This window comes from Microbacterium bovistercoris, assembly GCF_003387575.1.
Lineage (GTDB): Bacteria > Actinomycetota > Actinomycetes > Actinomycetales > Microbacteriaceae > Microbacterium > Microbacterium bovistercoris.
This window is the reverse complement of the sequence record NZ_QUAB01000048.1, coordinates 310,976-333,685: the sequence shown is the minus strand read 5'-3', so window position 1 is coordinate 333,685 and position 22,710 is coordinate 310,976. Positions and strand designations below refer to the sequence as shown.

Annotated in this window: 24 protein-coding genes; 12 read left to right on the top strand and 12 right to left on the bottom strand. The window is 70.3% G+C overall.

Annotated elements, in window-relative coordinates; genetic code table 11:
* Positions 1-49 precede the first annotated feature (49 nt).
* On the top strand, positions 50-607 hold the full coding sequence (locus DY023_RS17700) for a GNAT family N-acetyltransferase (protein ID WP_116243647.1): 558 nt from the start codon (positions 50-52) through the stop codon (positions 605-607).
* Positions 604-2,172, top strand: a complete 1,569-nt coding sequence (locus tag DY023_RS17695; RefSeq protein ID WP_245958771.1) for a Na+/H+ antiporter — start codon at positions 604-606, stop codon at positions 2,170-2,172. Before DY023_RS17700 ends, DY023_RS17695 begins: the two co-directional genes overlap by 4 nt.
* Before the next feature lie 24 nt (positions 2,173-2,196).
* On the opposite strand, the gene DY023_RS17690 is transcribed toward DY023_RS17695, so the two are convergent.
* From DY023_RS17690 to DY023_RS17680, 3 genes are all read right to left on the bottom strand, one after another.
* A complete protein-coding gene (locus DY023_RS17690) occupies positions 2,197-2,982 on the bottom strand; it encodes a DNA/RNA non-specific endonuclease (protein ID WP_116243646.1) in 786 nt (261 codons plus the stop codon).
* Between the two features lie 136 nt (positions 2,983-3,118).
* A complete protein-coding gene (locus tag DY023_RS17685) occupies positions 3,119-3,778 on the bottom strand; it encodes a histidine phosphatase family protein (RefSeq protein ID WP_245958770.1) in 660 nt (219 codons plus the stop codon).
* A gap of 25 nt (positions 3,779-3,803) precedes the next feature.
* Positions 3,804-4,580: an alpha/beta fold hydrolase gene (locus tag DY023_RS17680; protein WP_116243645.1), complete on the bottom strand. Its 777-nt coding sequence runs from the start codon at positions 4,578-4,580 to the stop codon at positions 3,804-3,806.
* Between the two features lie 128 nt (positions 4,581-4,708).
* Between DY023_RS17680 and DY023_RS17675 the strand changes: the two genes are divergently transcribed.
* Positions 4,709-5,275, top strand: coding sequence for a dihydrofolate reductase family protein (locus DY023_RS17675; RefSeq protein ID WP_116243644.1), 567 nt, complete (start codon positions 4,709-4,711; stop codon positions 5,273-5,275).
* Positions 5,276-5,278: 3 nt separating this feature from the next.
* Here DY023_RS17675 and DY023_RS17670 read toward each other — a convergent pair whose 3' ends face one another.
* Positions 5,279-6,166 (bottom strand): J domain-containing protein, encoded by an 888-nt coding sequence (locus tag DY023_RS17670; protein WP_116243643.1) that lies wholly within the window; start codon positions 6,164-6,166, stop codon positions 5,279-5,281.
* Positions 6,167-6,237: 71 nt separating this feature from the next.
* Between DY023_RS17670 and DY023_RS18120 the strand changes: the two genes are divergently transcribed.
* Positions 6,238-6,414, top strand: coding sequence for a hypothetical protein (locus DY023_RS18120; protein WP_181905900.1), 177 nt, complete (start codon positions 6,238-6,240; stop codon positions 6,412-6,414).
* A gap of 6 nt (positions 6,415-6,420) precedes the next feature.
* On the opposite strand, the gene DY023_RS17665 is transcribed toward DY023_RS18120, so the two are convergent.
* A complete protein-coding gene (locus tag DY023_RS17665) occupies positions 6,421-7,179 on the bottom strand; it encodes a sulfite exporter TauE/SafE family protein (RefSeq protein ID WP_116243642.1) in 759 nt (252 codons plus the stop codon).
* A gap of 114 nt (positions 7,180-7,293) precedes the next feature.
* Here DY023_RS17665 and DY023_RS17660 point away from each other — a divergent pair, with 114 nt between their 5' ends.
* Positions 7,294-8,385 carry a DUF998 domain-containing protein gene (locus tag DY023_RS17660; protein WP_116243641.1) on the top strand — a complete coding sequence of 364 codons (1,092 nt, stop codon included), beginning with the start codon at positions 7,294-7,296 and terminating at the stop codon, positions 8,383-8,385.
* Between the two features lie 12 nt (positions 8,386-8,397).
* Here the strand turns inward: DY023_RS17660 and DY023_RS17655 are convergent, their stop codons facing one another.
* Positions 8,398-9,678 carry a baeRF2 domain-containing protein gene (locus DY023_RS17655; RefSeq protein ID WP_116243640.1) on the bottom strand — a complete coding sequence of 427 codons (1,281 nt, stop codon included), beginning with the start codon at positions 9,676-9,678 and terminating at the stop codon, positions 8,398-8,400.
* Between the two features lie 244 nt (positions 9,679-9,922).
* Between DY023_RS17655 and DY023_RS17650 the strand changes: the two genes are divergently transcribed.
* Together DY023_RS17650 and DY023_RS17645 are read left to right on the top strand one after the other, a co-directional pair.
* Positions 9,923-11,401 carry an MATE family efflux transporter gene (locus tag DY023_RS17650; protein ID WP_116243639.1) on the top strand — a complete coding sequence of 493 codons (1,479 nt, stop codon included), beginning with the start codon at positions 9,923-9,925 and terminating at the stop codon, positions 11,399-11,401.
* Between the two features lie 171 nt (positions 11,402-11,572).
* Complete coding sequence (locus DY023_RS17645; RefSeq protein WP_116243638.1) at positions 11,573-11,929, top strand: hypothetical protein; 357 nt, start codon at positions 11,573-11,575, stop codon at positions 11,927-11,929.
* Positions 11,930-11,947: 18 nt separating this feature from the next.
* On the opposite strand, the gene DY023_RS17640 is transcribed toward DY023_RS17645, so the two are convergent.
* Together DY023_RS17640 and DY023_RS17635 are read right to left on the bottom strand one after the other, a co-directional pair.
* Positions 11,948-12,865, bottom strand: a complete 918-nt coding sequence (locus DY023_RS17640; RefSeq protein ID WP_116243694.1) for a DMT family transporter — start codon at positions 12,863-12,865, stop codon at positions 11,948-11,950.
* A gap of 123 nt (positions 12,866-12,988) precedes the next feature.
* On the bottom strand, positions 12,989-14,701 hold the full coding sequence (locus DY023_RS17635; RefSeq protein ID WP_116243637.1) for an AMP-binding protein: 1,713 nt from the start codon (positions 14,699-14,701) through the stop codon (positions 12,989-12,991).
* 217 nt (positions 14,702-14,918) lie between these two features.
* Between DY023_RS17635 and DY023_RS17630 the strand changes: the two genes are divergently transcribed.
* The 3 genes from DY023_RS17630 to DY023_RS17620 all read left to right on the top strand — a co-directional run bounded on the left by DY023_RS17630 (position 14,919) and on the right by DY023_RS17620 (position 18,467).
* Complete coding sequence (locus tag DY023_RS17630) at positions 14,919-17,099, top strand: YhgE/Pip domain-containing protein (RefSeq protein WP_116243636.1); 2,181 nt, start codon at positions 14,919-14,921, stop codon at positions 17,097-17,099.
* 163 nt (positions 17,100-17,262) lie between these two features.
* Positions 17,263-17,883, top strand: coding sequence for a ClpP family protease (locus tag DY023_RS17625; RefSeq protein WP_116243693.1), 621 nt, complete (start codon positions 17,263-17,265; stop codon positions 17,881-17,883).
* Positions 17,880-18,467, top strand: coding sequence for a ClpP family protease (locus DY023_RS17620; protein ID WP_116243635.1), 588 nt, complete (start codon positions 17,880-17,882; stop codon positions 18,465-18,467). The genes DY023_RS17625 and DY023_RS17620 overlap by 4 nt, the downstream gene beginning before the upstream one ends.
* A 139-nt stretch (positions 18,468-18,606) precedes the next feature.
* Here DY023_RS17620 and DY023_RS17615 read toward each other — a convergent pair whose 3' ends face one another.
* The 3 genes from DY023_RS17615 to DY023_RS17605 form a co-directional block, all read right to left on the bottom strand.
* On the bottom strand, positions 18,607-18,933 hold the full coding sequence (locus tag DY023_RS17615; protein ID WP_116243634.1) for a helix-turn-helix domain-containing protein: 327 nt from the start codon (positions 18,931-18,933) through the stop codon (positions 18,607-18,609).
* Positions 18,934-19,074: 141 nt separating this feature from the next.
* On the bottom strand, positions 19,075-20,025 hold the full coding sequence (locus DY023_RS17610; RefSeq protein ID WP_116243633.1) for an HAAS signaling domain-containing protein: 951 nt from the start codon (positions 20,023-20,025) through the stop codon (positions 19,075-19,077).
* The gene (locus tag DY023_RS17605) at positions 20,022-20,360 is read right to left on the bottom strand and encodes a PadR family transcriptional regulator (RefSeq protein WP_116243692.1); all 339 of its coding nucleotides are present in this window, start codon (positions 20,358-20,360) and stop codon (positions 20,022-20,024) included. The genes DY023_RS17610 and DY023_RS17605 overlap by 4 nt, the downstream gene beginning before the upstream one ends.
* 124 nt (positions 20,361-20,484) lie before the next feature.
* Between DY023_RS17605 and DY023_RS17600 the strand changes: the two genes are divergently transcribed.
* Both DY023_RS17600 and DY023_RS17595 read left to right on the top strand, forming a co-directional pair.
* On the top strand, positions 20,485-21,114 hold the full coding sequence (locus DY023_RS17600; RefSeq protein ID WP_116243632.1) for an acyl-CoA synthetase: 630 nt from the start codon (positions 20,485-20,487) through the stop codon (positions 21,112-21,114).
* Complete coding sequence (locus tag DY023_RS17595) at positions 21,111-21,500, top strand: hypothetical protein (protein WP_181905899.1); 390 nt, start codon at positions 21,111-21,113, stop codon at positions 21,498-21,500. The genes DY023_RS17600 and DY023_RS17595 overlap by 4 nt, the downstream gene beginning before the upstream one ends.
* A gap of 80 nt (positions 21,501-21,580) precedes the next feature.
* On the opposite strand, the gene DY023_RS17590 is transcribed toward DY023_RS17595, so the two are convergent.
* On the bottom strand, positions 21,581-22,639 hold the full coding sequence (locus DY023_RS17590) for a PQQ-dependent sugar dehydrogenase (protein WP_116243691.1): 1,059 nt from the start codon (positions 22,637-22,639) through the stop codon (positions 21,581-21,583).
* Positions 22,640-22,710 lie beyond the last annotated feature (71 nt).

Below are 22,710 nucleotides of genomic sequence, written 5' to 3'. Positions count from 1 at the left end.
AACGCCTTCGCAACAATCGGAGGCTTCACTGGGGCGTGAGGAGGTCGGGATGGCGACAAGCCAGGAATCCGCAGAACGCGACCTGGACGTTCCCGCCGTTGTCGGAGGCGTCCTGCTCCGCAATGCCACGGCATCGGACTCGCGCGGCCTGGCGAGAGTGCTGGCCGACAGCGACACCACAGGCATGCAGACCGCGCACCGGGTGCTGCCCGCAGGCGGCTCCGGGCTGTCCCGCTACCTGGTCGGCTGGACACGTGCCGGAGACTACGGCGTCGTGGCGGTCGATCCGTCGGGCGCAGTGGCCGGAGCCGCCTGGGCACGGGTGTTCACGCCCTATGAACCGGGCGACGCCTTCATCGCCGCCGGAGTGCCCGAGATGAAGCTCGGCACGAGGGCAGCGTGGCGAGGCCGGGGAATCGGGCGCGCCCTCACCCGGATGATGATCGACAGGACTCGTGTGGCGCGGCACACGCGGCTCAGCCTCGCCGTGGACAGTCAGAGCACGGCACACGTCCTGCTGCTGAGCGAGGGATTCCGGGTCGTCAGGGAACAGGACGGGCGATCAGTTCTGCTCCGCGTGATCGAGCAACACGGGAGCGGCGGATGATCGAACCGCTCGCCGTCGTCGTGATCGTCGGGACGCTCCTCGTGACCGCCTCGTGGTTCGCACCGAAACTGCGGATGCCGGCACCGCTGATGCAGCTCCTGTTCGGCCTGCTCGCCGGCTTCCTTCCGGCGGTGAGGGAGATCCATCTGCCGCCGGAGGTCGTGCTCGTGCTCTTCCTGCCGGCCCTCCTGTTCTGGGAGGCCCTCACGACCTCCCTCCGGGAGGTGCGCCGGGACATGCGGGTGATCCTCCTGCTCAGCATCCCCCTGGTCATCGTCACCGCTGCCGGCGTCGCGGCGACCAGTGTGCTGCTCGGTTGGGGCATCCTCGCCGCGGTCATCCTCGGGGCGTCACTCGCGCCGACGGATGCCACTGCTGTCGGCGCCCTCGCGCGGTCCCTTCCGCACCGGAACATGACCGTGCTTCGGGCGGAGAGCCTGGTCAACGACGGAACGGCGCTCGTGCTGTTCGGCCTGGCCACGGCCGTCGCCGTCGAGCCGTCCGTCGTCTCCGGATGGAAGGTCTCGGAGATGTTCGTGGTCGCGTATGCCGGCGGTGTGGTGATCGGCCTGGCCTGCGGCTACGTCGCGTCCCGCGCGGTGCGCCACGTCCACGATGCGACCCTCCACACCATCGCGCTCTTCCTCGTTCCGTTCATCGCCTTCCTCATCGCCGAGCACGTGCACTCGTCCGGGGTGATAGCGGTCGTCGTCGCCGGGCTTCTGCTCAGCCAGAGCGGTCCGCGCACCGGGAGCGCGTTGTCACGCAGGCAACTGCACCTGGTCGGCGCGCTGGTCACGAGCGTGCTGAACGGCGCGCTGTTCGTGCTCATCGGCATCGAGGCGCAGTCCGCTCTGCGCAGCGTCCCTGCGGGGTCGATCCCCGGGCTCCTGCTGCTCTGCGTGCTGGTGTGGCTGGCGATCCTCGCCATCCGGTTCGTCTTCCAGGTGCTCATGGCGTGGTGCCTGCGTCTTCTCGATCGACGGCCGTCGCAGCGTGAGCGGCGCATGACTCACCGCGCACGCGCAGTGTCGACGATCGCGGGATTCCGCGGCGCGGTGTCTCTCGCGGTCGCCCTCGCCGTCCCGGTGGGCGTGGGGCCGCGCGACGAGATCATCTTCGTCGCGACCGGTGTCGTCATCCTCACGCTCGTGGTGCAGGGGGCGCTGCTGCCGGGGGTGATGCGCTGGGCCGGATTCGGGCGCGACACGTCCGTCGCTGGCGAGATCACCACAGCACAGCGCGAGACCACGGTCGCCGCGCTGGAGGTGCTGCCCGCGCTGGCCGAGCAGGCCGGAGTGCCGGTCGGAGTCAGGGACAGGATCGTGAGTGAGTATCAGGAGCGGCTCGCGCGGTTAGGAGCTGCGACCGACCTCGACGGCCCCGATCTCTGGGCGGCCGACGAGGACTACGCGGCGCTCGAACTCGCGGTGCTCGAGCACAAGCGCGGCGTCCTCGTCCGGTTGCGCGACGAACGCAGGATCAGTGACACCGCACTGCGCATCGTGCAGGCACGGCTCGATCGGGATGCCCTTCGACTCGCGCCCCCGCATGTGACCGAGTGAGGGCTGTGGGGCGGACATCGCCGCTCACAGCACGATGTCGCCGGCATCCCTCAGCTCCGGCCATGTCTCACCGCGCGCGGCCCGTCCGCTGAGCACGTCCGCCTCGACGAGCGAGCCGAAGTCGATATCGGTCATGTCCGCGACGGCCGACACCGGCACCTGGAACGTGTGGAACGCACCGAGTGGCGGCGCCGTGAGGCGTTCGTCGCTCGTGTCGACGAGCGCAGACTGGTCGAGCACGAACGCCGCGCATGCGAGTCCGGCACCCGTGCTCCACGCGGCGACCTTCCAGAACCGCAACGGGACACGGATGCCGCGATACGGCGGATCGTCATCGGCGAGAACCGGTCCGGTGAAGACCGAGAGACGCTGATCCGTCGCCTCGGCGTAGGCGAGGACGTGATCCTCGAGACCGAGCCACAGCTCCTTCGACTGGTTGAAGTCCGCCGCCTGCGGCGCCGCGTTCGGATACGCGAAGGTCGCGGCCATGGCCGCGCGCGCGTCATCCGGTTCGCCCCAGCCCGGGTCGCGCCGACGCACGAGGTGCCCGCGATCCAGATCGTTGCGGGCATACACCTCGGGGCCGGTCTGCTCGGACTCGGGGATCCGCGGGTCGAGATACCACTCGCCTGCTCGGGGCAGATCACGCAGCGTTCGCCCGTCGATGTTCACCGCTGCGACGGCGGCCAGGCGCCGTGCCGGATCGAGCAGCACCGTCACCCGCGGGTAGGGCAGTGTGCGCACATCCTGTGACGGATCCGGCAGTGGCAGCGCCGCCGTGAGGAATCCCGGGTCGTATCCATCGGCCATACCGCCCATCGTGCCGCATCCTTCGGACAACCGTGCATGCCTTCATCGAGGTCGTCGGTTCGACGGAGGCCCCGGCTCGCACAGCTGGAGCACGTGATGCGGGTCTGGGGCCGATTCGAGTCGCGGCGTCGGCTGGTCAGGACTCGGATGGATGCAGCGGCAGTTGCGGCCCGTGGTTCCAGGCCAGGATCGCCGGCTGCTCGCGGTAGAAGCCGAGCACCGACACCGAGCCGGCATCGAGCGAGATCGCCCCGCCGAACCGTGGAGCCTGCCGCAGGAACACCGCGGTGAGGATGCGCAGGAAGTGGCCGTGGGCGATCAGCGCGACATCGCCCTCCGCCATCACCGGCAGCACGCGGGTGAGCACCCGTGAGGCGCGGGCCGCGACCTCCTCGACGGTCTCTCCGGGGGTCTTGCCGCGGATCACACCATGTGAGAACGCGGTCCAGTTGTAGCCGAGCTCGGCGCGGATGTCCTGCGTGGTCCGCCCCTCGTACCCGCCGTAGTCCCACTCCACGAGCAGCGGATCGATCTGGGCGTCGAGCCCGGCGAGTTCGGAGGTGCGGTGCGAGCGCTGAAGCGGCGAAGACAGCACCAGGCGGAAGTCATAGCCCCGCACGAGCTCGCCCGCCTGCCGGGCGAGCTCCTCGCCACGTGCGGTGAGAGGAACGTCGGTCAGACCGGTGTGCCGCCCCTCACGGGACCACTCGGTCTCGCCGTGACGCAGCAGCACGAGCTTGCCCTGCGGATTGTCGGGCGCAGGGCGATCGGGCAGCGGGTCGGGGTAAGCATCCACAGCGCCACCGTATCGCCGTGGGCGGTCAGATCCGCTCTGCGATCACCCGTGCCGTCGCTGCAGGATCGGCGCGGTGCATGACCGACTCCGGCACGACCACCAGCTCGGCGCCGGGGATGTGCGCCCCGGCCCAGTCGGAGGCGGTGATCAGGAACGGGAAGGTCTGCTCGCCGCGCAGCACCGTGACCGGGCGGTCGACAGCGAGCAGATCGGCATTCGGCCGACGCATCCGCCACACGAGACGGGTGTCGTAGACGGTCGACTGCGCCAGGGGCGTGAGCGCGGCGAGCATGCCGTTCGTGCGCCCGGCCTCCACCATCTCGCGCGGCAGGCCGACCGCCTCGATCTGGAACGCCTCGACGGCCTCGCCCGGCTGCCCGGCGTCGACGAGCGACTGCAGTCGATCCGAGAGATCGGCCGGCTGCACGCCGGAGCCGTCGAAGTCGAGTGGCGGCTCGGAGAGGAACAGTGCCCCGGTCGGCGCGCCCTGGGATGCGGCGAAGAGCGCCAGCACGGCACCGGACGAGTGCCCGAGCACGGCATCGGCGCCGCCGACCGCCTCGATCACCGCGGCGAGGTCGGATGCCTCATCGTCGGGCGTCGAGCCGCGACGATCGCCGCTGCCGCCGCGGGCGCGGCGATCCCACGTGACGGCGCGGAACCCCGCATCGGCCAGCGCCTGCGCAAGCGGCGCAGCATCCGCCGCCGTCGAAAGCGCGCCGTTCACGATCACGATGGTGCGGCCGTCGCCGGTCGCGGAGTACTCGATGGAGGTGCCGTCTGCAGAGGTCGCGATGCTCATTCGGCCATACAACCACCGGGGTCGGACATGTGGAAGCGATGTTGCGCGCTCCCGGGGCCGCACACGGATCGGGGTACCGCGACGCGGGTCGCGCGCCTACGCTCGGGCACAAGGGCAGGGAGTCTCTGATGCAACCACTCACGATCGACTTCATCATCTCGCTCGACGGCTACGGCTCGGCGAAGGGCTGGCCGGGCTGGTGGGGCCTCGAGGGTCCCGAGTACCTCGGCTGGCTGGAGGAGCTGCCCGAGCAGGACCATCCGGTCCTGATGGGCGCGAACACCTACCGCGTCATGTCGGAGCTCACCGCGGGAGGCGAGCCGGGAACCGACGTGCTGAACGACGTGCAGAAGTACGTCTTCTCGTCGAGCCTCGCAGAGCCGCTCGGGTGGCAGAACTCCACCCTGGTGCGCACGGATGCCGTGGAGTTCGTGCGGCGCCTGAAGGAGGAGTCCGAGCGGCCGCTGCGCACGCTCGGCAGCGTCTCGCTGTGCCGGTCGCTGCTGGTGGCGGGGCTCGCCGACCGCTTCCGCCTCGTCGTCTTCCCGGTGATCACCGGCGCGACGGGCAGCGAGCGCATCTTCGACGGCTATCCCGATGTGCGACTCGAACTCGTCGAATCCCGCACCTTCGACAACCGCAGCCAGCTGCTGGAGTACGTGCCGACCGTGCTCGACGCCCCGCCGCTGGGCTGAGCGTCAGGCCAGGCGCACCGTCTGCTGCAGCCGGGTGCGCACGTCGAACAGCTCGTTGCCCCCGATCACGCGCGTGCCCTGGATGCCCGTGCGCAGCAGCGTGCGCAGCACACTGCGCCGTACCACCACCACAGGCAGGCCCCGTACCGACCCGAGCGGTACGGCCGCCTCGGCGAGATCATCGTCGGGGAAGACGAAGATCGCCGCGCTGAACCGCACCCGCGCTGCGCGCGAGATCAGCCGGATGCGGGTGAGCAGATCAGCCACCGGCGCATCGGGTCCCGCGATCTCGCCGCTGCGGAACCGCACGTCCGTGCCGAGGTCGGCCGACATCACGCCGTACAGGCCCGACGGCCCGAGCACGACGTGATCGATCTTGTCGCCGGCGTCCGGCGCCGCCACATCGTGCCAGACCGTGAAGCCCATGCCGAGGTCGGCCAGGATGCGGGAGGTCTCCTCCTCGGCGAGGGCGTTGGCGAGCAGCATCCGCAACTCGACCGGAACGGTGCGCACGAACGCCGGATCGTAGGGATCCGCGGCATCCGGCGCGAACTCGCGCACCTGCGCGACGTACTGCCGGCGCAGCCAGCCTCCGGCCTCGCCGTGGAACCGTGCGCGCGGGCGGGTGTCCGTGCGCACCGGCTCGCGCCATCCGCCCCACTGCGATTCACCTGCGAAACCGTGCCCACGGTCGTAGGCGGCGCGGGTCTCCGGCGTGCTGACGAGCTCCCAGGCCCGCTGCACGCGGACGAACACGGCGGCGTCGCCGCCGGTGTCGGGATGCGTGCGACGCAGCTGCAGCCGGAACGCGCGGCGCAGGTCGTCGTCGGAGGCGTCGGGGGCGACGCCGAGCACCTCGTACGCCGACGCCGAGAGCGGGCTGTCGAACATGCGGCTCCTCGGGTGGGCGGGACGGCGGCGGACACATCAGGCTAACCGGGAGCGCCGTCTAGATTGGAACCGTGAACAAGACCAGCATCTGGACCGTGCTCGGAGTGATCGTCGCCGTGGTGATCGCGTGGTGGATCGTGAGCGCCCTGTTCTCGGTGCTCTGGTTCATCGCGAAGCTCGCTGTCGTCGCCGTCGTCGCGGTGATCGTGTTCCTCGTGCTGCGCAGCCTCACCCGCTCGCGCGACTGACGAACGTCAGCCCAGCACGCCGGTCAGCATCATCAAGAACAGGATCAACCCGAACGCGACGATCGACCAGCGCAGGGGAGCGGGCGGGATCCTGCGGCCGACCCTGGCGCCGATCCAGCCGCCCACCAGCCCGCTGATCGCCATGATGATCGCGGCCGGCCAGGCCACCTCGGCGAAGATCACGAAGAAGACCAGCGACACCAGGCTCGCGACCGCCGACATCACGCTCTTCAGGGCGTTCAGCCGCTGGATGCCGTCGTTCAGCGTCATCCCCATCACACCGAGCATCATGAATCCGAGTCCGGCGTTGAAGTAGCCGCCGTAGATGCCGACGCCGAGCTCGCCGACGCCCGCCCAGGTCAGCCGTTCCGGCCCTGCCGCGCGGCGGGCCAGCGCCTTCGATATCGCCGGCTGCACCGCCATCAGCACGGTCGAGCCGAGGATCAGCCACGGCACCACCGCGCGGAAGGTGCCCTCCGACCCGAGCAGGAGCAGCGCCGATCCGATGAGCGCGCCGACGGCGGTCAGAACGCCGAGCACCAGGATGCGCCGGCGCTGACCGCTCAGCTCGGCCCGGTATCCCCAGGCGCCGCCCACGTACCCCGGGAAGGCGGCGACGGTGTTGGTCACGTTGGCGAGCACAGGGGGATAGCCGAGCGCCAGGAGCGTGGGGAAGGTCACCAGTGAGCCACCGCCGGCGAGGGCGTTGATCGCGCCTGCCGCGGTTCCGGCGAGGGCGATCAGCGCGGCATCCAGCAACTCCATGTCCGCTCCACTATAGGAGCGGGGCCGTCTTCAGGGCACGGCGGGGCAGCCGAGCACGGCGCTCGCCGCAGCGACCACGCCCTGCGGGCGCCGGCGTGCGGTACACCTGACTACATGCACACCACGTTCCGCGACAGAGTGCGGATGGAGTCCGTCGCCACCCGCTGGGCGGTCTCGGCGTTCGCCATCGCGGCGATCATGACGATCGTCGTGATGTGGGGAGAGCGCTGGCCGCTCGCCGGCCAGACGCTCTCGGTCGGCAACCTCGCCGCGTGGGCGGCTGCCGCCTTCGCCGGCGCCGCATTCGCGGCATCCTTCGTCGTCGAGTCGCGACGCGGGTACGACGCGTGGCGGCGGCGGATGCCGCTGGCCAAGCGCATCCTCGACGTGGCCGCCATGACGGCGGCGATGGCGATGCTGTCGTACCTCGTGGTGCAGGCCGTCGCGAGCCTGTTCCAGCAGGGTTTCTTCGGCATGGACATCGATCCGCTGGGCGGCGGAGCGCTGGTGGGCGCCTCCGTGGCGGCATTCACGTATGCGGCGTTCCTGTCCGGTTCGCGGGTCACCGCCGACGGCCTGGCCATGCTCGCCACCCTGGTGCTGTTCACCGGGACGATGGCCAGCATGCTCAGCACGCCGGACCTCTCCTGGTGGCAGCTGCACTTCTCGCAGCTGGGCAACAGCGACCAGGCATCCGGGTACCGGTTCAACCTGGCCCTCATCCTCACCGGGCTCGTCGTGACGGTGCTGGCGAACTACGTCGGCCGTGACGTGGAGCTCGGGCTGATCGCGCGCGGGGCCGAGCCGAAACGGCGCACCCGTCAGCTGTCCTGGCTGTTCGCCGGCATCGGCATCTGCCTGACCATCGCCGGTCTGGTGCCCGACGCGGTGAGCATCCCGATCCACGTCGGCGCGGCATCCGGCATGGTCGTGCTGTTCGTGGTGTTCGTGGTCTGCGCGCTGCGCTTCCTGCCCGGGCTGCCGAGGGAGGTCTCGGGCTTCTCGCTGCTGGTGATCATCGGGATCGTCGTGGCCATCGCGCTGTGGATCCCGATCGGCTATTACAACCTCACCGGCATGGAATTCATCGCAGCCGGTCTGCTGTTCGCCTGGCTGCTCTACTTCGTGCGGGCGATCGGCGTCTACGCCAGGGCGGATGCCCCCGCCGTCGCCCCCAGCGACGCCGCGGCCGCGGCGCAACGCTGACCACGCCCCCACTCACCGGTCGCCGGGATCCTCGCCCTCCGCCTGCGACGGATGCCCGTCGATGAACGGGTCGCGGACGCGCTCGGACTCCGGATCCTCGCCCTCCGCCTGGGAGGGGTGCCCCTGCTGGTCGCGCGCGGCTTCCTCCTGCTCGGTGCGCGGCCAGCGCAGCACGGCGATCGGGGGAGCCGCCGCCGTCGTGGGCCGCGCCTCCGCATCCGCCAGGTCCTCCTCGTCGAACAGCACCTGTGCACCGGTCATGATGGCGGCGCGGGCGAGCGCCTCCGCGGCGGCGACGGGTGTGCCCTCGACGTCGTAGTCCGCGGCGCTCGAGAGCGCGATCCACGGCTCCGAGGACAACGCGATCAGCTCGGTGCTCGATTCGGTCATGCGGGGATCCAGCACCACGACCTCCGCCCGTCCCTGCTGCAGCGCCTCGACGACCTCGGCGACGCCGTTGGCGCCCTCCCTGCCGTCGCCCGCGGCACTGCGATCGCGAGCATCGTCGATCAGCCGCCGGCCCGCATCGGCCACACTCTCCTCGATCGCGCGATCCAGAGCCGTGTCGTCCGAGCCCGCGGCCAGGGTGTCGGCGTCGACCTCGACGATGCGCTCGGGATCTGTCACGCGCAGATCGTCGATCAGCATCGTGCGCGCCCGTACGTCACCCGTGACGAAGATGCGGTCGGGGCGCTGTTCCTCGATCAGCTGGTTCGCCGCCTCGGCCACCTCGGACTGGTTGCGCCGCCACACCTCCTCGGCGTGCCGCTGATAGTTCGCATGCGACCAGCCGCCCGCCTGCACCTTCGTGATCTGCCCCTCCTCACCGTCGACGACGCCGGCGGTGCGGCGGTCGGCTCTACCGACCTGCTCGGTGCTGAGGCGGGCGCCGGCCCGTTCGGTCTCGATGATGAGGATGCGACTCTCGGTGGACATGTGCCGGAGCAGCGGGGCGACCTCGGGGAACGCGCCGTGCACGACGCGCTCCGGCCCCAGACGCGGCCCGGCGAACGAGGCCCCCGCCTCCACTCGCCCGTCCCGGACCGCGAGCCAGCGCGACGAGGGGAAAGCAGGGGCGCCGCCCGCGCCGAGCGCCGAGGCGACCGCCCTCCTGTCGGCCTCTGGTGCACCGGCATCCTCCAGGCGTCGCTCCAGGGCGTCCATCCGCTGCTCGACGGTGTCCGGCGGTTCTCCTGCCGGTCCGTCGACGTACACCGTCGTCCACGTGTTCGGGCGCTGCAGCACGAACTCGAGGTCATCCATCCGCACGCCGCCATGCTGCCGGTCATCCATGGCGATATCCTCCTTCGACATCTCGTCTGGTCTCGTCGGCGACGTTAGGGGTGAGGCGGTCGGGAGCACACCGGGTTGACCTCTCGGCGTCCGCTCGTTAGGCGAAGATCCTGCTCGTGCCCCTGGTGGTTCCCCGAATCGATTCGATACAATCGTTTCACCGGCGCCGTGACCCTTTCACGGTGCCGGTGTCGTCTTCCGGAATCCTCCGCTCCCCGTCCTCCCTCGTTTCCCTGGATCCCGCATGTCCACCACCCTCACCACGGGACGCCCCTGGCGCGTCATCCTGGCCTTCTCCGTGCCCCTGCTCATCGGCAACGTGGTGCAGCAGCTGTACCAGTTCACCGACGCCGTCGTCGTCGGGCGGCACCTGGGCGTGAACTCCCTCGCCGCCGTGGGCGCGACGGGCAGCCTGATCTTTCTGCTGATGGGCTTCGCCTGGGGCATGTCGAGCGGCTTCGCGATCCCGACGGCCCAGGCCTTCGGTGCGAAGGACGACGACGGCGTGCGCAGGTCGGTGGCGACGGGCACCCTGCTCACGGGCGCGGCCAGCATCCTGCTCACGATCGCGGGGCCTCTGATCGCCGAGCCGCTGCTCGTGCTGATGCAGACGCCGCCCGAACTGCTCGCAGAGGCGACGGTGTTCACCCAGGTCACTCTGGTGACCGGCAGCGCGATCATGTTCTTCAACTACCTGTCGGCCATCATCCGCGCCATAGGCGACTCGCGGACGCCGCTCATCTTCCTCGTGGTCTCCTGCGTGCTGAACGTCGGCCTCGTCATCGTCATGGTCGGCACGCTGGGCTGGGGCGTCGCCGGTGCCGCCTGGGCGACGGCCGTCGCCCAGGCGATCTCGGTGCTGGCCTGTCTCGAGTACGCCCGACGACGCCTGCCCGCGCTGCACGTCCGCCGCGCGGACTGGCGGATCAGCAAGGCGGATGCCAAGGAGCACCTGCGGCTCGGTCTGCCGATGGGCTTCCAGGCGTCGATCATCGCGATCGGCCTGCTCATCGTCCAGGTCGCCCTGAACACCATCGGCCCGGATGCCGTCGCCGCGTACACCGTCTTCGCGAGGATCGGCAGCCTGGCCAGCGCCCTGCTCGCATCGCTGGGTCTGGCCACCTCGATGTACGTCGCGCAGAACCTCGGGGCGCGCCGGCCCGACCGCATCCGCCGTGGCGTGACCCAGGCGATCTGGATGTCGATCGGCGCCTCGGTGTTCCTCGGCGCGGTGCTGATCGCGTTCGGTGAGCCCGTGGTGCGAGTGTTCGTCGGAGACGGATCGGCAGAGGTGGTCGAGATGGCGCACCTCATGCTGGTCGTCAACGGGCTCACCTACTCGATCCTCGGCGTGCTTTTCGTGCTGCGCGGTGCGCTGCAGGGCCTCGGCCAGGCGCTCATCCCGACCGTCACCGGAGTGCTCGAGCTGGTCATGCGCGTGGTCGCGGCGATCGTGCTCGGTTCGCTGTGGAGCTTCCTCGGCGTCGCGCTGAGCGACCCGCTCGCCTGGCTCGGCGCGGTCGTGATCCTGGTCCCGGCGTACATCAGCGCGCATCGCCGGCTGAAGGCCCTGCCGGTCAATCCCGAGTTCGCCACTGAGACGTCGACGCTGGCCGTCGTCGGCCCGCACGAGGCTGCGAATGCGGTGGACATGGTGATCACCGGATCCATCCCGGTGGTCACGACGAAGCCGAAGCGGCGGAGGGCGCGCACCCGTAACTGAGCGGACACGCATCGTTCTCGGGACTGATATCGAATCGTTCTGAAGGAGGATGCCGGACGCGCCGTGAAGTGCGTACGCTTTATATCAGAGGCGCACGGGGGTGCGCACGAGGACACGGGGGGTCGTGTTATGTCGTCGTTGGCCGTTTCACACACACTGGCATCGATTTTCGTGCCGATCGGGATCGGCGGAGCCGTCCTGGCCGTCATCTGCGCGATCGTCGCGGGCGTTGCACTCGCAGGCGGAGCCGCGGGAGTCTTCGGTGGCGCTCTGGGCGTCTGGATCGTCGGAATGCTGCTCAGCCTGGCGGCATCCTTCGCCAGCCTGTGGGCTCCGGTGATCGTGTCGGGCGCCGCACTCGTCGTCGCGCTGGTGCTCGGGGGGATCATCCACGCCGTGCTGCTCTCGACCCCGACACGGATGCCGGTCGCTGAGACGACCGAGGCCGACGTCGAGGCCGCGACCGCACCGACCGCGAAGCCTCGTGCCGGCGTGCAGACCTCGACGGTTCCGGCCGTCGCGTCCTGACCGGCCGGTCACTCCGGCTCAGGGATCCGCAGGCTGGGTCGCTGAGCCCGTCGAAGCGTCGCGGCGCCGGACGATCCTGATCTCGCTGGCGAGCGTGCCCAGCACGACCAGCGCCCCGCCGATGAGCGCGGTCAGCGGCAGCCGTTCTCCGGCGATCCGCCCCACGACTGCCGCCCACACCGGTTCGCCCGCGTAGATGATGGTGGCGCGAGTCGGGGAGACCTGCTTCTGGGCCCAGTTCATCGTCAGCTGGATGATGCAGCTCGCGGCGCCCAGTCCGACCGCCGCGCCGAGCCAGATCCACGAGAACTCCGGCAGCGCCTCGCCGACGATCGGCATCGTCGCCAGCCCCAGCAGACCCGCGGTGAGCAGCTGCACGATCGTGATGCGGCCGAGGTCGATGCGGTTCGCGAACACGCTGATCAGGATGATCTCTCCGGCGATCGGCAGCGTGCTGATCATGGTCGCGATCTCACCGGCGCCCAGCGTCAGCGAGAGGGCGTCGGGGCCGGCGATGAGCACGAGCCCCGCGAAGGCCAGGCCCGCTCCGACGAACGCCATCGCCGGTGGCCGGTTGCGGAACACCGCCCACTGCAGCAGCGGCACGAGCGGCACGTACAGCGCCGTGATGAACGCCGAGGTGCTCGACTCGATCGTCTGCAGGCCGAAGGTCTGCAGGCCGTAGCCGGCGTAGATCATCACCCCGATGGCCGTCCCTGCGCCGATGTCGATCCAGCGGATGCCGCGAAGCGATCGCCGGAAGATGACGACGCTGATCGCCCCGGCGATGAGGAACCGGATGCCGACGAAGAACCACGGGCCGGCGTGCTCCACGGCCCAGTGCACGAGCAGGAAGGTGCCGCCCCACACCGCTGTGATGGCGATGAGGGCGAGCTCCTGCGGGCGCAGGCGCAGGAAGCGGAAGCGGGCGTTCATCGTCACCATTCTGCCGCCCGGCGTCCGCGCGTTCCGGTCGCGATCCGGCACAGTGTTCGCGGTCGGGACTGTGCTGGTTTGCGACGGGAGCGCGGGCCAGCGCCCCGGCGCCCCGGCGACGCGTCAGCGGTGGTCGCGGTCGTGGTGCTGGCCGGCCGGGTCGCCGGCGGCGACGCGCTCCGCCTCGCGGGCGCGCAGCTCGACGCGGCGGATCTTGCCCGAGATCGTCTTCGGCAGCTCCGGCACGAACTCGATGATCCGCACCCAGAGATGCGAGGAGAGTCGCTCGCGCGAGTAGGCGAAGATCGCGGATGCCGCGGCCGTCTCGTCCTGCTGGGCCGCGGCGGTCAGGCACACGTAGGCCTTCGGCACGGCCAGGCGGGTCGGGTCGGGGCTCGGCACGACGGCCGCCTCGACGACGTCGTCATGCTCGAGCAGCACCGACTCCAGCTCGAACGGCGAGACCTTGTAGTCCGAGGCCTTGAACACGTCATCGGCGCGGCCGATGTAGGTGAGGTAGCCGTCCTCGTCGCGTACGGCGATGTCGCCGGTGTGGTGATAGCCGCCCTCGCGTGACTCGGCGGTCTTCTCGGGATCCTCGTAGTAACCGGTCATGAGGCCCAGCGGAGCCTGCGACAGGTCGAGGCAGATCTCGCCCTCGCGCTCGGCGAGTTCTCCGGTCGCCGGGTCGACGAGCACCACCGGGTAACCCGGCGTCGGCCGCCCCATCGAGCCCTCCTTGACGGGCTGGCCGGGGGAGTTGCCCACGCAGCAGGTCATCTCGGTCTGGCCGTAGCCGTCGCGGATCGTGCCGCCCCACGCCTCCCGCACGCGACTGATCACCTCGGGATTCAGAGGTTCACCGGCCCCGACCAGCTCGCGCGGCGGGTGCGTCAGGCGTGACAGGTCGGCCTGGATCAGCATCCGCCACACCGTCGGAGGCGCGCAGAACGAACTGACGTGATGCGTGTCCATGACCTGCATGAGGCTGTCGGCGTCGAAGCGGTCGTAGTTGAACACGAACACCGTCGCCTCGGCGAGGAACGGCGAGTAGAAGTTCGACCAGGCGTGCTTCGCCCAGCCGGGGGAGGAGATGTTCAGATGCACGTCGTCCGGCCGCACTCCCAGCCACCACATGGTCGACAGGTGCCCGATCGGGTACGACGCGTGCGTGTGCTGCACGAGCTTCGGGCGACTGGTCGTGCCCGAGGTGAAGTAGAGCAGGCAGGTGTCGGAGGCCGGCGTCGCGGCATCCGGGATGTACTCGTGTGCGGCATCCGCCGAATCGGCGTATGCGAGCCAGCCATCCGGCACGGCGTCGCCGACGCCGATCCGCAGGACGTCGTCCGGGATGCCGGAGAGCCGGCCTGCGAGGTCGGGTGTGGTGACCACGGCGCGGGCCCGGCCGTGGGTCGCGCGATAGGCGAGGTCATCGGCGCTGAGCAGTGTGGAGGTGGGGATGGCGACGGCACCGACCTTCGTGATCGCGAGCATCGTCTCCCACAGTTCGATCGTGTTGCCGAGCATCACGATGAGGTGGTCGCCGCGACGGATGCCGGAATCGCGCAGCCAGTTCGCGACCTGATCGGATCGGCGGGAGAGCTCACTGTAGGTCCAGGTCCTGCTGCTGAGGTCGGCGGAGACGATCTGCACCGCAGGGCGGTCGGGGTTCTCGCCCGCGATCACGTCGAACCATTCCAGCGCGAAGTTGAACTCCGCCGGGTCCGGCCAGCGGAATCCGGCGCGCGCCCCGTCGTAGTCGGTGCCGTGCGCGAAGAGGAAGTCGCGCATCTCGCGGACGGCGACGGTGGCAGAGGTGGCGGGGCGTGTGCTCATTCCCCCATGATGCGACGCGTGTCGGTCGTTGAGCGAGCGAAGCGAGACGAAACGCTTGTTGACTCGCGGTCAACAGCGTTTGTGGCCTCTCTACAAGGAACGGAAGTTCGCGGTCTGCGGAACTTGGTTCCAGGCGGCAAAGGTCGGAGAGGGGAGCGAGTGCCGCCCATACGATCACCCGAGGCGACGACGCCCCCTTCCCTCCAGGAGATTCTCAATGACGAGTGCACAGCCCCACGCGCACGGCCTAGGCATGCGCATCGCCGTCATCGTGCTCAGCATCCTGCTGGCCGCGATGGTGATCCTGTTCTTCCTCACCACCAGCAAGATCGCGGCCGGCGCCGCGGAACTCGCCGGTGGCACGACCACGGCCAAGGACGGTTCGACCCAGGTCGCCGCAGGCGCCACCACGCTGTCCGACGGCACAGGGGAGCTCGCATCCGGCGCCGGAGCGCTCGCCGACGGCGCTTCCTCCGCCGAAGCGGGCGCATCGAAGCTCGCAGCCGGCGCGCAGAAGGCCGCGACCGGCGCGACCACGCTGTCGGAGGGCGCAAGCAGCCTCGCCACGGGTGCATCGAGCGCCGCCGACGGCGCGAGCCGGCTGGACGCCGGCGCGCAGACCGCACTGAGCGGCGCACAGGACCTGCAGGCCGGTGCGGCCAGGGCGGACGACGGTGCGGAGAAGCTCGTGGCCGGCGCTCAGACTCTGCGCGCAGGTAACGCCACGGTGGATGCCGGCGCAGAAGAGCTCGTGGCGGGATCGCAGACCCTGCGCCTCGGCGCGTTCCTCGTGGATGCCGGAGCCGAGGTGGCTCGATCCGGTGCGACCACCCTCGCCGAGAAGATGGCCCTGGCGGCAGCCGGTGCGCAGCAGGCGGCCGGCGGAGCGGAGGAGTTGGCGACCGGTGCGCAGTCGGCCGCAGCCGGTGCGACCGCTCTTGATGAAGGCGTGCAGCAGGTGGCCGCCGGTGCGAAGTCCGTCGACCTCGGAGCCCAGCAGGCCATTGCCGGAGCATCCGATCTCGCCGGAGGTGCCGCGACGCTCGACAGCGGTGCCGCGCAACTCGTCGCCGGGGCGAAGTCCCTCGCAGCCGGAGTCGACGGCGCGCACCAGATCGCAGGCAAGGTGAAGGCCGGCGCCGACACGCTCAGCTCCGCACTGGGTGCGGCCGTCACTCCGCAGCTGCAGGCCCTGGCCGACAACGGCGCGGCCATCACGGGTGCCGCGCAGGGCGCGCCCGGCAACTCGCAGAAGCTCGCCGCCGCGCTCGCCCAGCTCGCCGCCGCCGACCCGGCCAACGCTCAGCTGCAGAACCTCGCGGCGCTGGCAGCCGGTCTTGACCAGCAGGTGGACGGCATCGCCGGCGCAGCCGCGGCTGCACCGCGGTTGGCTCAGGGCACGCTTCAGGCTGCCGCCGGTGCGCAGTCGGTCGCGGCAGGCGCGAACGTCCTCGTGAACGGCGACGCCGCTCAGGGATGGCCGGGCACTGTCGTCCTGGCCGATGCGGAGACCGGCGCATCCGCCTTCGCGGCGGGGGTGCAGACCCTCAAGGAGGGCACGGCCCAGGTCGCGGCGGGTGCCTCGCAGGTGACCGCGGGACTTCAGACGCTGCGCACCGACGGCACCGCGAAGGTGTCGGCGGGTGCGGCGATGCTCGCCGAGAAGGCGCCTCTGCTCGCGGGCGGAGCAACACAGGTCGCGGCCGGTGCGCAGAAGCTCTCCGCGGGTCTCGTCCCGCTCGCAGAAGGCACGTCGCTGCTGTCAGCCGGTGCGACCGACCTGGCGGGCGGCCTCGTCGAGCTGGAGTCCGGCACGACGCAGGTGTTCGACGGATCCACCGCGGTCACCGCCGGCCTCCTGCGACTGGAGTCCGGTACCAGCGACCTGTCCGCGGGCGCCACGAGGCTCGCCGGCAAGCTCGGCGAGCTCGAGGCCGGCACCACCAAGCTGAGCGCCGGGTCGACGAAGCTCGCCGGCGGCCTCGAGACGCTGTCGGCCGGTGCCACCTCGCTGCACTCCGGCACCATCCGCCTCGACGCGGGAGCCGCCCGCCTCGACACCGGTGCGACCTCGCTGGCAGAGGGAACCGCGACGCTGCAGTCCGGAGCGACCTCGCTGTCCACCGGTCTCGGCGAACTGTCCGAGGGCGCGACCGCCCTCGCAGACGGAAGCGACAAGCTGGTCACTGGCGGGGACAAGCTCGAAGCCGGCGCCGTGGCCCTCGCCGAGGGCAATGGCAAGATCGCGGCGGGCTCCGGCACGCTGGCCTCCGCGACAGCGGGTGCGGCTCCGTCGATGCTGCCCTGGATGCTGCTGATCGCGCTGGCCGGCCTCATCGCGATCGGCTTCTGGATCGGCCACCGCATCAGCCACAAGCGGGCGCTCGCCGCAGGCTGACGTCCCCTTCCTCGACTGCTCCGGTCGCTCAGATGCACAGTGTGCGGACTTCCGCACTGGTCATCCGAGCGACCGGAGCAGTTCCTCGTGGATCCGCTCGGGGCAGATCTGCTGGAGGCGGATTCGAGTGCCGGGGGCAGCGACCGCGACGCATCCTGAACGCATGACCGATGAGAAAGCAGTACCGCAGTTCGGGCCGGACGCTCGCCGAGCGCTGTACCACGAGCGCGTCCTCGTGCTCGACGGCGTGCTCGACGACGACAACGGCGCGCTCCTGATGACCCAACTCCTCGCGCTCGCCGCAGAGGACCCCGTGACCGACATCGCCCTGTGGATCCACTCGCCGGGAGGATCGGTGCCGTCGATGCTCGCGATCCGCGACATCATGCGCACCATCCCCAACGACGTCTCGACCGTCGCCCTCGGACTGGCCTGCAGCGCCGGCCAGTTCCTGCTCTCGGCAGGCACGAAGGGCAAGCGCAAGGCACTGCCGCACGCCCGCATCCTGCTGCATCAGGGGTCGGCGGGCATCGGCGGCTCGGCCGTCGAGATCGAGGTGCAGGCTGACGACCTGCGGCACATGCGAGACACCGTGCTCGGCATCATCGCCGGCGACACCGGGCAGCCGGTGGAGAAGGTGTTCGAGGACTCGCTGCACGACCACTGGTACACCGCCTCCGAGGCGATCGATTACGGGTTCATCGACAGCGTCGTGGCATCCCTCGGCGACGTGTATCCGCGCAAGAGATCGCGGATCGGACTCGGAGCGGAGGTGGCGGCATGAGTGGCTACACGATCCCCAACGTCATCTCGCAGAACCCGCGCGGCGACCGGATCATGGACGTCTACTCGAACCTGCTCGCCGAGCGGATCGTCTATCTCGGCACCGAGATCGACGCGGGCGTCGCGAACACGATCATCGCGCAGCTGCTGCACCTGGATTCGGCGTCGCCCGACACGGACGTGCAGTTCACGATCAACTGCGCGGGCGGCGACCCGAGCGCGGCGCTGGCGATCTACGACACGATGCAGCACATCCGGCCGCGGGTCTCGACGACCTGCGTCGGCCAGGCGATCGGCCCCGGTGCGATCCTGCTCGCCGCCGGGGCACCCGGAATGCGCTCCGCGCTGCCCCACGCGCGGATGGTGCTGCACCAGCCGGCCGCCCAGACGCGTGGCACCGTTCCCGATCTGATCCTCGCGGCCGACGAGGTGGTGCGGGTGCGCAGCGAGATGGAGAACGTCCTCGCCGAGCACACCGGCCGCACCGTCGCGGAGCTGCGCGCCGACACCGACCGCGACCGGGTGCTCACAGCTCAGGCCGGGGTCGAGTACGGCCTGATCGACCAGGTGCTCGGCCCGCGGTGATCGTCTGCTGGTTGCGGGTGGCGGATCGATTTGCGGGTGGCGGAGGACACGCCGGGTTCGGATCCGCCGTCCGCTGAATCGTCCGCCATCCGCAAGGGGTTACGGATGCGGGGGCGCGGGTGAGTTCGGATGTCGCGGGTCAGGCCGCGAGGGCGAAGGCGCTGGGCTGCTGTCGAGCCGGTGCGGCGACGGGGGCCAGGCCCTCGGCCACAGCGCTGGTGAGATCGAGCAGGCTGAGGTCGAGCGCCCCGGCGACGGCCGCCATCATCTCGCTGGACGGATCCTTCATTCCGCGCTCGATCTCGGACAGGTACTGGGGGGAGATGCCTGCGGCATCCGCAGTCTCGGTGAGCGTGTCGCCGCGCTCATGCCGTCGTCGGCGCAGCTCCGCGCCGACGAGCTGCCGCCAGAGCGGCTCCGGTTCACGCGGTGCGCGGGGCTTGGGGAACGGGACGATCTCGGCCATGCCTCACGGTACGACGGGCTTCGTCGCCGAATCCACGATTTCCGCTCTGAGCAGATTCCCCGCAGCCCGCGGGCCGGACGTGTCGACACTTCTGACCGGGCGACGGTGGATTTCGACCGAGGCTGCGTACTGCAGACGCATTCAGCGGCGCGATGGCGTCACCACCGCGTGCGCGAGCCCGATCGTCAGCCACCATCCGCCGAGCCAGACGAAGGCGAGCATGAGAATGCTCCCCACGGTCAGGCCGACAGCCAGCACGGCCAGACCGATCGCCGCGAGCACCCAGCCGGGAGAGCGGTAGCCGACGGCGATCAGCACGCCGAGGGCGACGATGCCCGAGAGGAGCACCCACCCCCAGAACTCGACGCCGATGCTCGCTCCGCTGCCGACTTCGGTGTATGTGGAGTAGCGGTAGGGAACCCCGAAGGACACCGGCAGTCCGATAGCGGCGACAGCGAGCGATGGCGCCGCCGCGAGTGCGCCCCCGACGATGCGCCAGCCGAGTCCGAAGCCCCTGCCGCGCAGACGCATCCACGTGATGAGAGCGGCCCAGGTGAGCATGGCGGACGGAACGAAGAAGACGCCGATCGTGACGGCGGTGATCGCGATGAGCGCGGTGAGAGTGACGCCGACGCTCGCGGTCACGGCCGTGCGTGCGGGAACTGGGACGAGGAAGGGGATGGCGCACGCCAGTGCGGGGACGAGCACCAGCAGCGCGTCACCGAGCCCGCTGCCGTCGGCGAATGTCGTGCCGTCCGCGAAGCGCATGCCGAACATGCTGCTGGGCATGAGGAAGGCCACCACCACGCCTGTCACCACGGCGACGCCGACCGCGGCGCCCTGCAGCGCTCGCCAGGCGCGCTGAGCGCCGGCTCGCCCATCGGCGTCCGTCGCACCGAACTCCTCCCGCGCCCGCGCCGCGATCTCGGCCGGTGCCCCGAGCCCGGCGACGGTCTCGTCGACGGGCCTGCCCAGTTCCGCGGCATCCGCGAAGTGGCCGCGCAGGTCGTCGAGCACGGTCTGCCGGTGCGCGGAGTCGATGCCGCGCAGCATCCGCTCGACGTCCTGCAGGTAATTCTCCTCGGTGGTCATGATGCTCCCTCCAGCACCGCGTCGACTTCAGCACCGATCGTGCGCCAGACGTCGGCGAAGACGCGCAGCTGCGCGGATCCCGCGGGCGTGATCGTGTAGTAGCGGCGGGGTCGGCCTCCGCCGACGGCCTCGGTGCGGGTGTCGACCAGGCCGTTCTCGCGCATACGCGCGAGCAGTGGGTAGAGGCTTCCCTCGCTCGCGATCAGCCCGCGGGCCTGCAGATCGGTGGCCAGTTCCAGCCCGTACCGCTCCGAGGCCGCGAGCAGTGCGAGCACGCAGTACTCCAGCACCCCTTTGCGGAGGTTGGTGGCGATGCGCTCGGCGTTGTCGGGCATGTCCAGAACCATAACCTTGTGTCGCAAGTATTGCAATACAAGGATGCGGCGGATGCGGGCATCCGCGCCGGGCTATCCCATAGGGTCCGCGGCGTAGACTGGTACGGACTTTCGGAGGACCGTCATGCCCGCCCCTACGCGCACGTTCGGAGTGCGTCATCTGCAGCTGCTCCGCGCCGCCCTCGCGGCGGTCGCAGCGCTCATGGTGACGTTCTCGAACGACCACTCCGCTCAGGTGGGGCTGTCGATCTTCTCGGGCTTCGCGATCGCCTCCGCGCTCGTGCTGGTGCTGTCGGCGTGGCTGGTCTACCCCGAGGGCAAGCGGTGGTGGGTGCTCACCGTCGGCGCCTTCGACTTCATCGCCGGCATGGTCGCCGGCGTCCCGTCGCTGCGCACCGACGACATGTTCTTCGCGCTCCTCATCTCGTGGGCACTCGTCACCGGTGCCTTCGAGCTCGCAGCCGGATTCCGGCTCAAGGGGTACGACGGCGCCCGCGATCAGATCATCACCGGCGGCCTGGGCATCCTGCTCGGCATCACGCTGCTGGTCGTCCCCGCGGGCTTCCTGCAGAGCTACACCATCGCCGAAGCCGGAACCTTCCAGCTCACCGGCATCATCATCGGCGTCGGGCTGTTCGGCGGTTACGCCGCCATCGTCGCGGTGCTGCTCGGCATCGCCGGGCTCACGCCGCGCCCCGTGGACGCCGAGACCCCGGCCTCCGTCACCGAGGCCGATCGTGGAGGAGCGTCATGACCGACCACAAGCCGACCCGTCGCGAGATCATGAAGCCGATGCAGCTGGTGGGCATCGCGCTCGTCGCCGGCGTCTTCGCCGGCATCGTCACTATGGTCTCGACCGGAGCGTTCACCGATCGCGTGAACCGCGCGATCGCGAACGGCACCTACCAGGGGATGCCGCCGATCACGCTCGGCCTGGTCGTCGCCGGCGGCGCGTTCATCGTGACCCTGCTCGGCATCGCCCTGCTCATGCTCGCCGTCGACCCGGCCGATGTGGTCAAGCGCCACGACACCCCGGTGCTGTACGACCCCGAGACGCCCGACGAGCCGGCATCCGGCCCGCTGCGCAACGCCGACGGCTCCGAGGTGGACCCGACGAAGCCGGACGCCCCCACCGCCTGACGCTTCTTGTGCTCCGGTCGCAACGGATGCGGGTGCTGCGGTCGAACACCCGCAACGAGTGAGACCGGAGCAGACAAGGGTCACCCCTCCGGGAAGCCCAGCTGCAGCAGCCTGTCGTCAGCGTCGCGCGGAGAGCCTCTTCCGTCGGTGTTGTTCGTCAGCACCCAGAAGGTGCCGTCCGGGCCGGGGATGACGTCTCGCAGTCGACCGAAGTCGCCGGTGTACATCGGCCAGCCGCTGCCGGGCGAGGACGTCTGCACCACCCAGAGCCGCTCGCCACGCAGCCCGGCGATGAGCACGACGTCGTCCACCACCGCGATGCCGCTCGGGCTCGCTTCCTCGGGCTTCCACTGCGCGACGGGGTCGATGGATCCATCCGCACCGGCGATGCCCTCGTGCAGCGGCCACCCGTAGTCGCCGCCCGCCTCGATGCGATTCAGCTCGTCCCAGGTGTCCTGACCGAACTCGCTCGCCCACAATGTGCCGTCGGAGTCCCAGGCGAGTCCCTGTACGTTGCGGTGCCCCAGAGAGTACACCGCGTTGTCGAAGGGGTTGCCCGGCGCGGGGTCACCGTCGGGCGTGATCCGCAGGATCTTGCCGCCGAGGTAGTCCGGGTCCTGTGCGCGGTCGCGTTGCCCGGCGTCTCCGGTGCCGATATACAGCATGTCGTCCGGCCCGAACGCGATACGCCCGCCGTCGTGGTTCGCCGCACGCGGGATGCCGTCGATCACCGTCTCCGGCGCGCCCAGCCTCCGCGCACCGGGATCGCCGGTGAGCGGCATCCGCACCACCCGGTTGTCATCCGCGGTGGAGTGATAGGCGTACAGCATGCCGTCGTGCACGGCCAGCCCGTTCAGCCCGGCCTCCCCGCCGGAGACGACGGCGGGCACCGTGCCGACGACGCGCGTCGAGCCCGACGGCGTCAGCTCGATGATCCTCCCATCGTCGCGCTGCGAGATCAGTGCCCCGCCGTCGTCGAGGCGCACCACTGACCAGGGCGCCTCCAGGCCTGTTGCGAGTGTCTTCATCGGGGTGGTCTCCGACGTTCCGGTGTCGGGCGGCGCGCTGACGGCGACGCACCCCGTGAGCACGAGCACGCCGAGCACCAGGACCGTGGCTGCGCAGCGGATGCCCCTCATGACCGACCTCCCGGCATCCAGCATCCCCCCCGTCGGCGACCGGCGTGGTCGAAAAGGTATCCACTCGTGAT

What these genes read in the sequence shown, in the direction of transcription:
- DY023_RS17690 (WP_116243646.1), bottom strand. Translation starts at nt 2,982, where the DNA reads ATGGCCGATGGATACGACCCGGGATTCCTCACGGCGGCGCTGCCACTG.
- DY023_RS17625 (WP_116243693.1), top strand. Translation starts at nt 17,263, where the DNA reads ATGACCGATGAGAAAGCAGTACCGCAGTTCGGGCCGGACGCTCGCCGA.
- DY023_RS17695 (WP_245958771.1), top strand. Translation starts at nt 604, where the DNA reads ATGATCGAACCGCTCGCCGTCGTCGTGATCGTCGGGACGCTCCTCGTG.
- DY023_RS17610 (WP_116243633.1), bottom strand. Translation starts at nt 20,025, where the DNA reads ATGACCACCGAGGAGAATTACCTGCAGGACGTCGAGCGGATGCTGCGC.
- DY023_RS17680 (WP_116243645.1), bottom strand. Translation starts at nt 4,580, where the DNA reads ATGAGCATCGCGACCTCTGCAGACGGCACCTCCATCGAGTACTCCGCG.
- DY023_RS17675 (WP_116243644.1), top strand. Translation starts at nt 4,709, where the DNA reads ATGCAACCACTCACGATCGACTTCATCATCTCGCTCGACGGCTACGGC.
- DY023_RS17600 (WP_116243632.1), top strand. Translation starts at nt 20,485, where the DNA reads ATGCCCGCCCCTACGCGCACGTTCGGAGTGCGTCATCTGCAGCTGCTC.
- DY023_RS17620 (WP_116243635.1), top strand. Translation starts at nt 17,880, where the DNA reads ATGAGTGGCTACACGATCCCCAACGTCATCTCGCAGAACCCGCGCGGC.
- DY023_RS17595 (WP_181905899.1), top strand. Translation starts at nt 21,111, where the DNA reads ATGACCGACCACAAGCCGACCCGTCGCGAGATCATGAAGCCGATGCAG.
- DY023_RS17635 (WP_116243637.1), bottom strand. Translation starts at nt 14,701, where the DNA reads ATGAGCACACGCCCCGCCACCTCTGCCACCGTCGCCGTCCGCGAGATG.
- DY023_RS17615 (WP_116243634.1), bottom strand. Translation starts at nt 18,933, where the DNA reads ATGGCCGAGATCGTCCCGTTCCCCAAGCCCCGCGCACCGCGTGAACCG.
- DY023_RS17650 (WP_116243639.1), top strand. Translation starts at nt 9,923, where the DNA reads ATGTCCACCACCCTCACCACGGGACGCCCCTGGCGCGTCATCCTGGCC.
- DY023_RS17660 (WP_116243641.1), top strand. Translation starts at nt 7,294, where the DNA reads ATGCACACCACGTTCCGCGACAGAGTGCGGATGGAGTCCGTCGCCACC.
- DY023_RS17665 (WP_116243642.1), bottom strand. Translation starts at nt 7,179, where the DNA reads ATGGAGTTGCTGGATGCCGCGCTGATCGCCCTCGCCGGAACCGCGGCA.
- DY023_RS17630 (WP_116243636.1), top strand. Translation starts at nt 14,919, where the DNA reads ATGACGAGTGCACAGCCCCACGCGCACGGCCTAGGCATGCGCATCGCC.
- DY023_RS17655 (WP_116243640.1), bottom strand. Translation starts at nt 9,678, where the DNA reads ATGGATGACCGGCAGCATGGCGGCGTGCGGATGGATGACCTCGAGTTC.
- DY023_RS17670 (WP_116243643.1), bottom strand. Translation starts at nt 6,166, where the DNA reads ATGTTCGACAGCCCGCTCTCGGCGTCGGCGTACGAGGTGCTCGGCGTC.
- DY023_RS17700 (WP_116243647.1), top strand. Translation starts at nt 50, where the DNA reads ATGGCGACAAGCCAGGAATCCGCAGAACGCGACCTGGACGTTCCCGCC.
- DY023_RS17605 (WP_116243692.1), bottom strand. Translation starts at nt 20,360, where the DNA reads ATGCCCGACAACGCCGAGCGCATCGCCACCAACCTCCGCAAAGGGGTG.
- DY023_RS17640 (WP_116243694.1), bottom strand. Translation starts at nt 12,865, where the DNA reads ATGAACGCCCGCTTCCGCTTCCTGCGCCTGCGCCCGCAGGAGCTCGCC.
- DY023_RS17590 (WP_116243691.1), bottom strand. Translation starts at nt 22,639, where the DNA reads ATGAGGGGCATCCGCTGCGCAGCCACGGTCCTGGTGCTCGGCGTGCTC.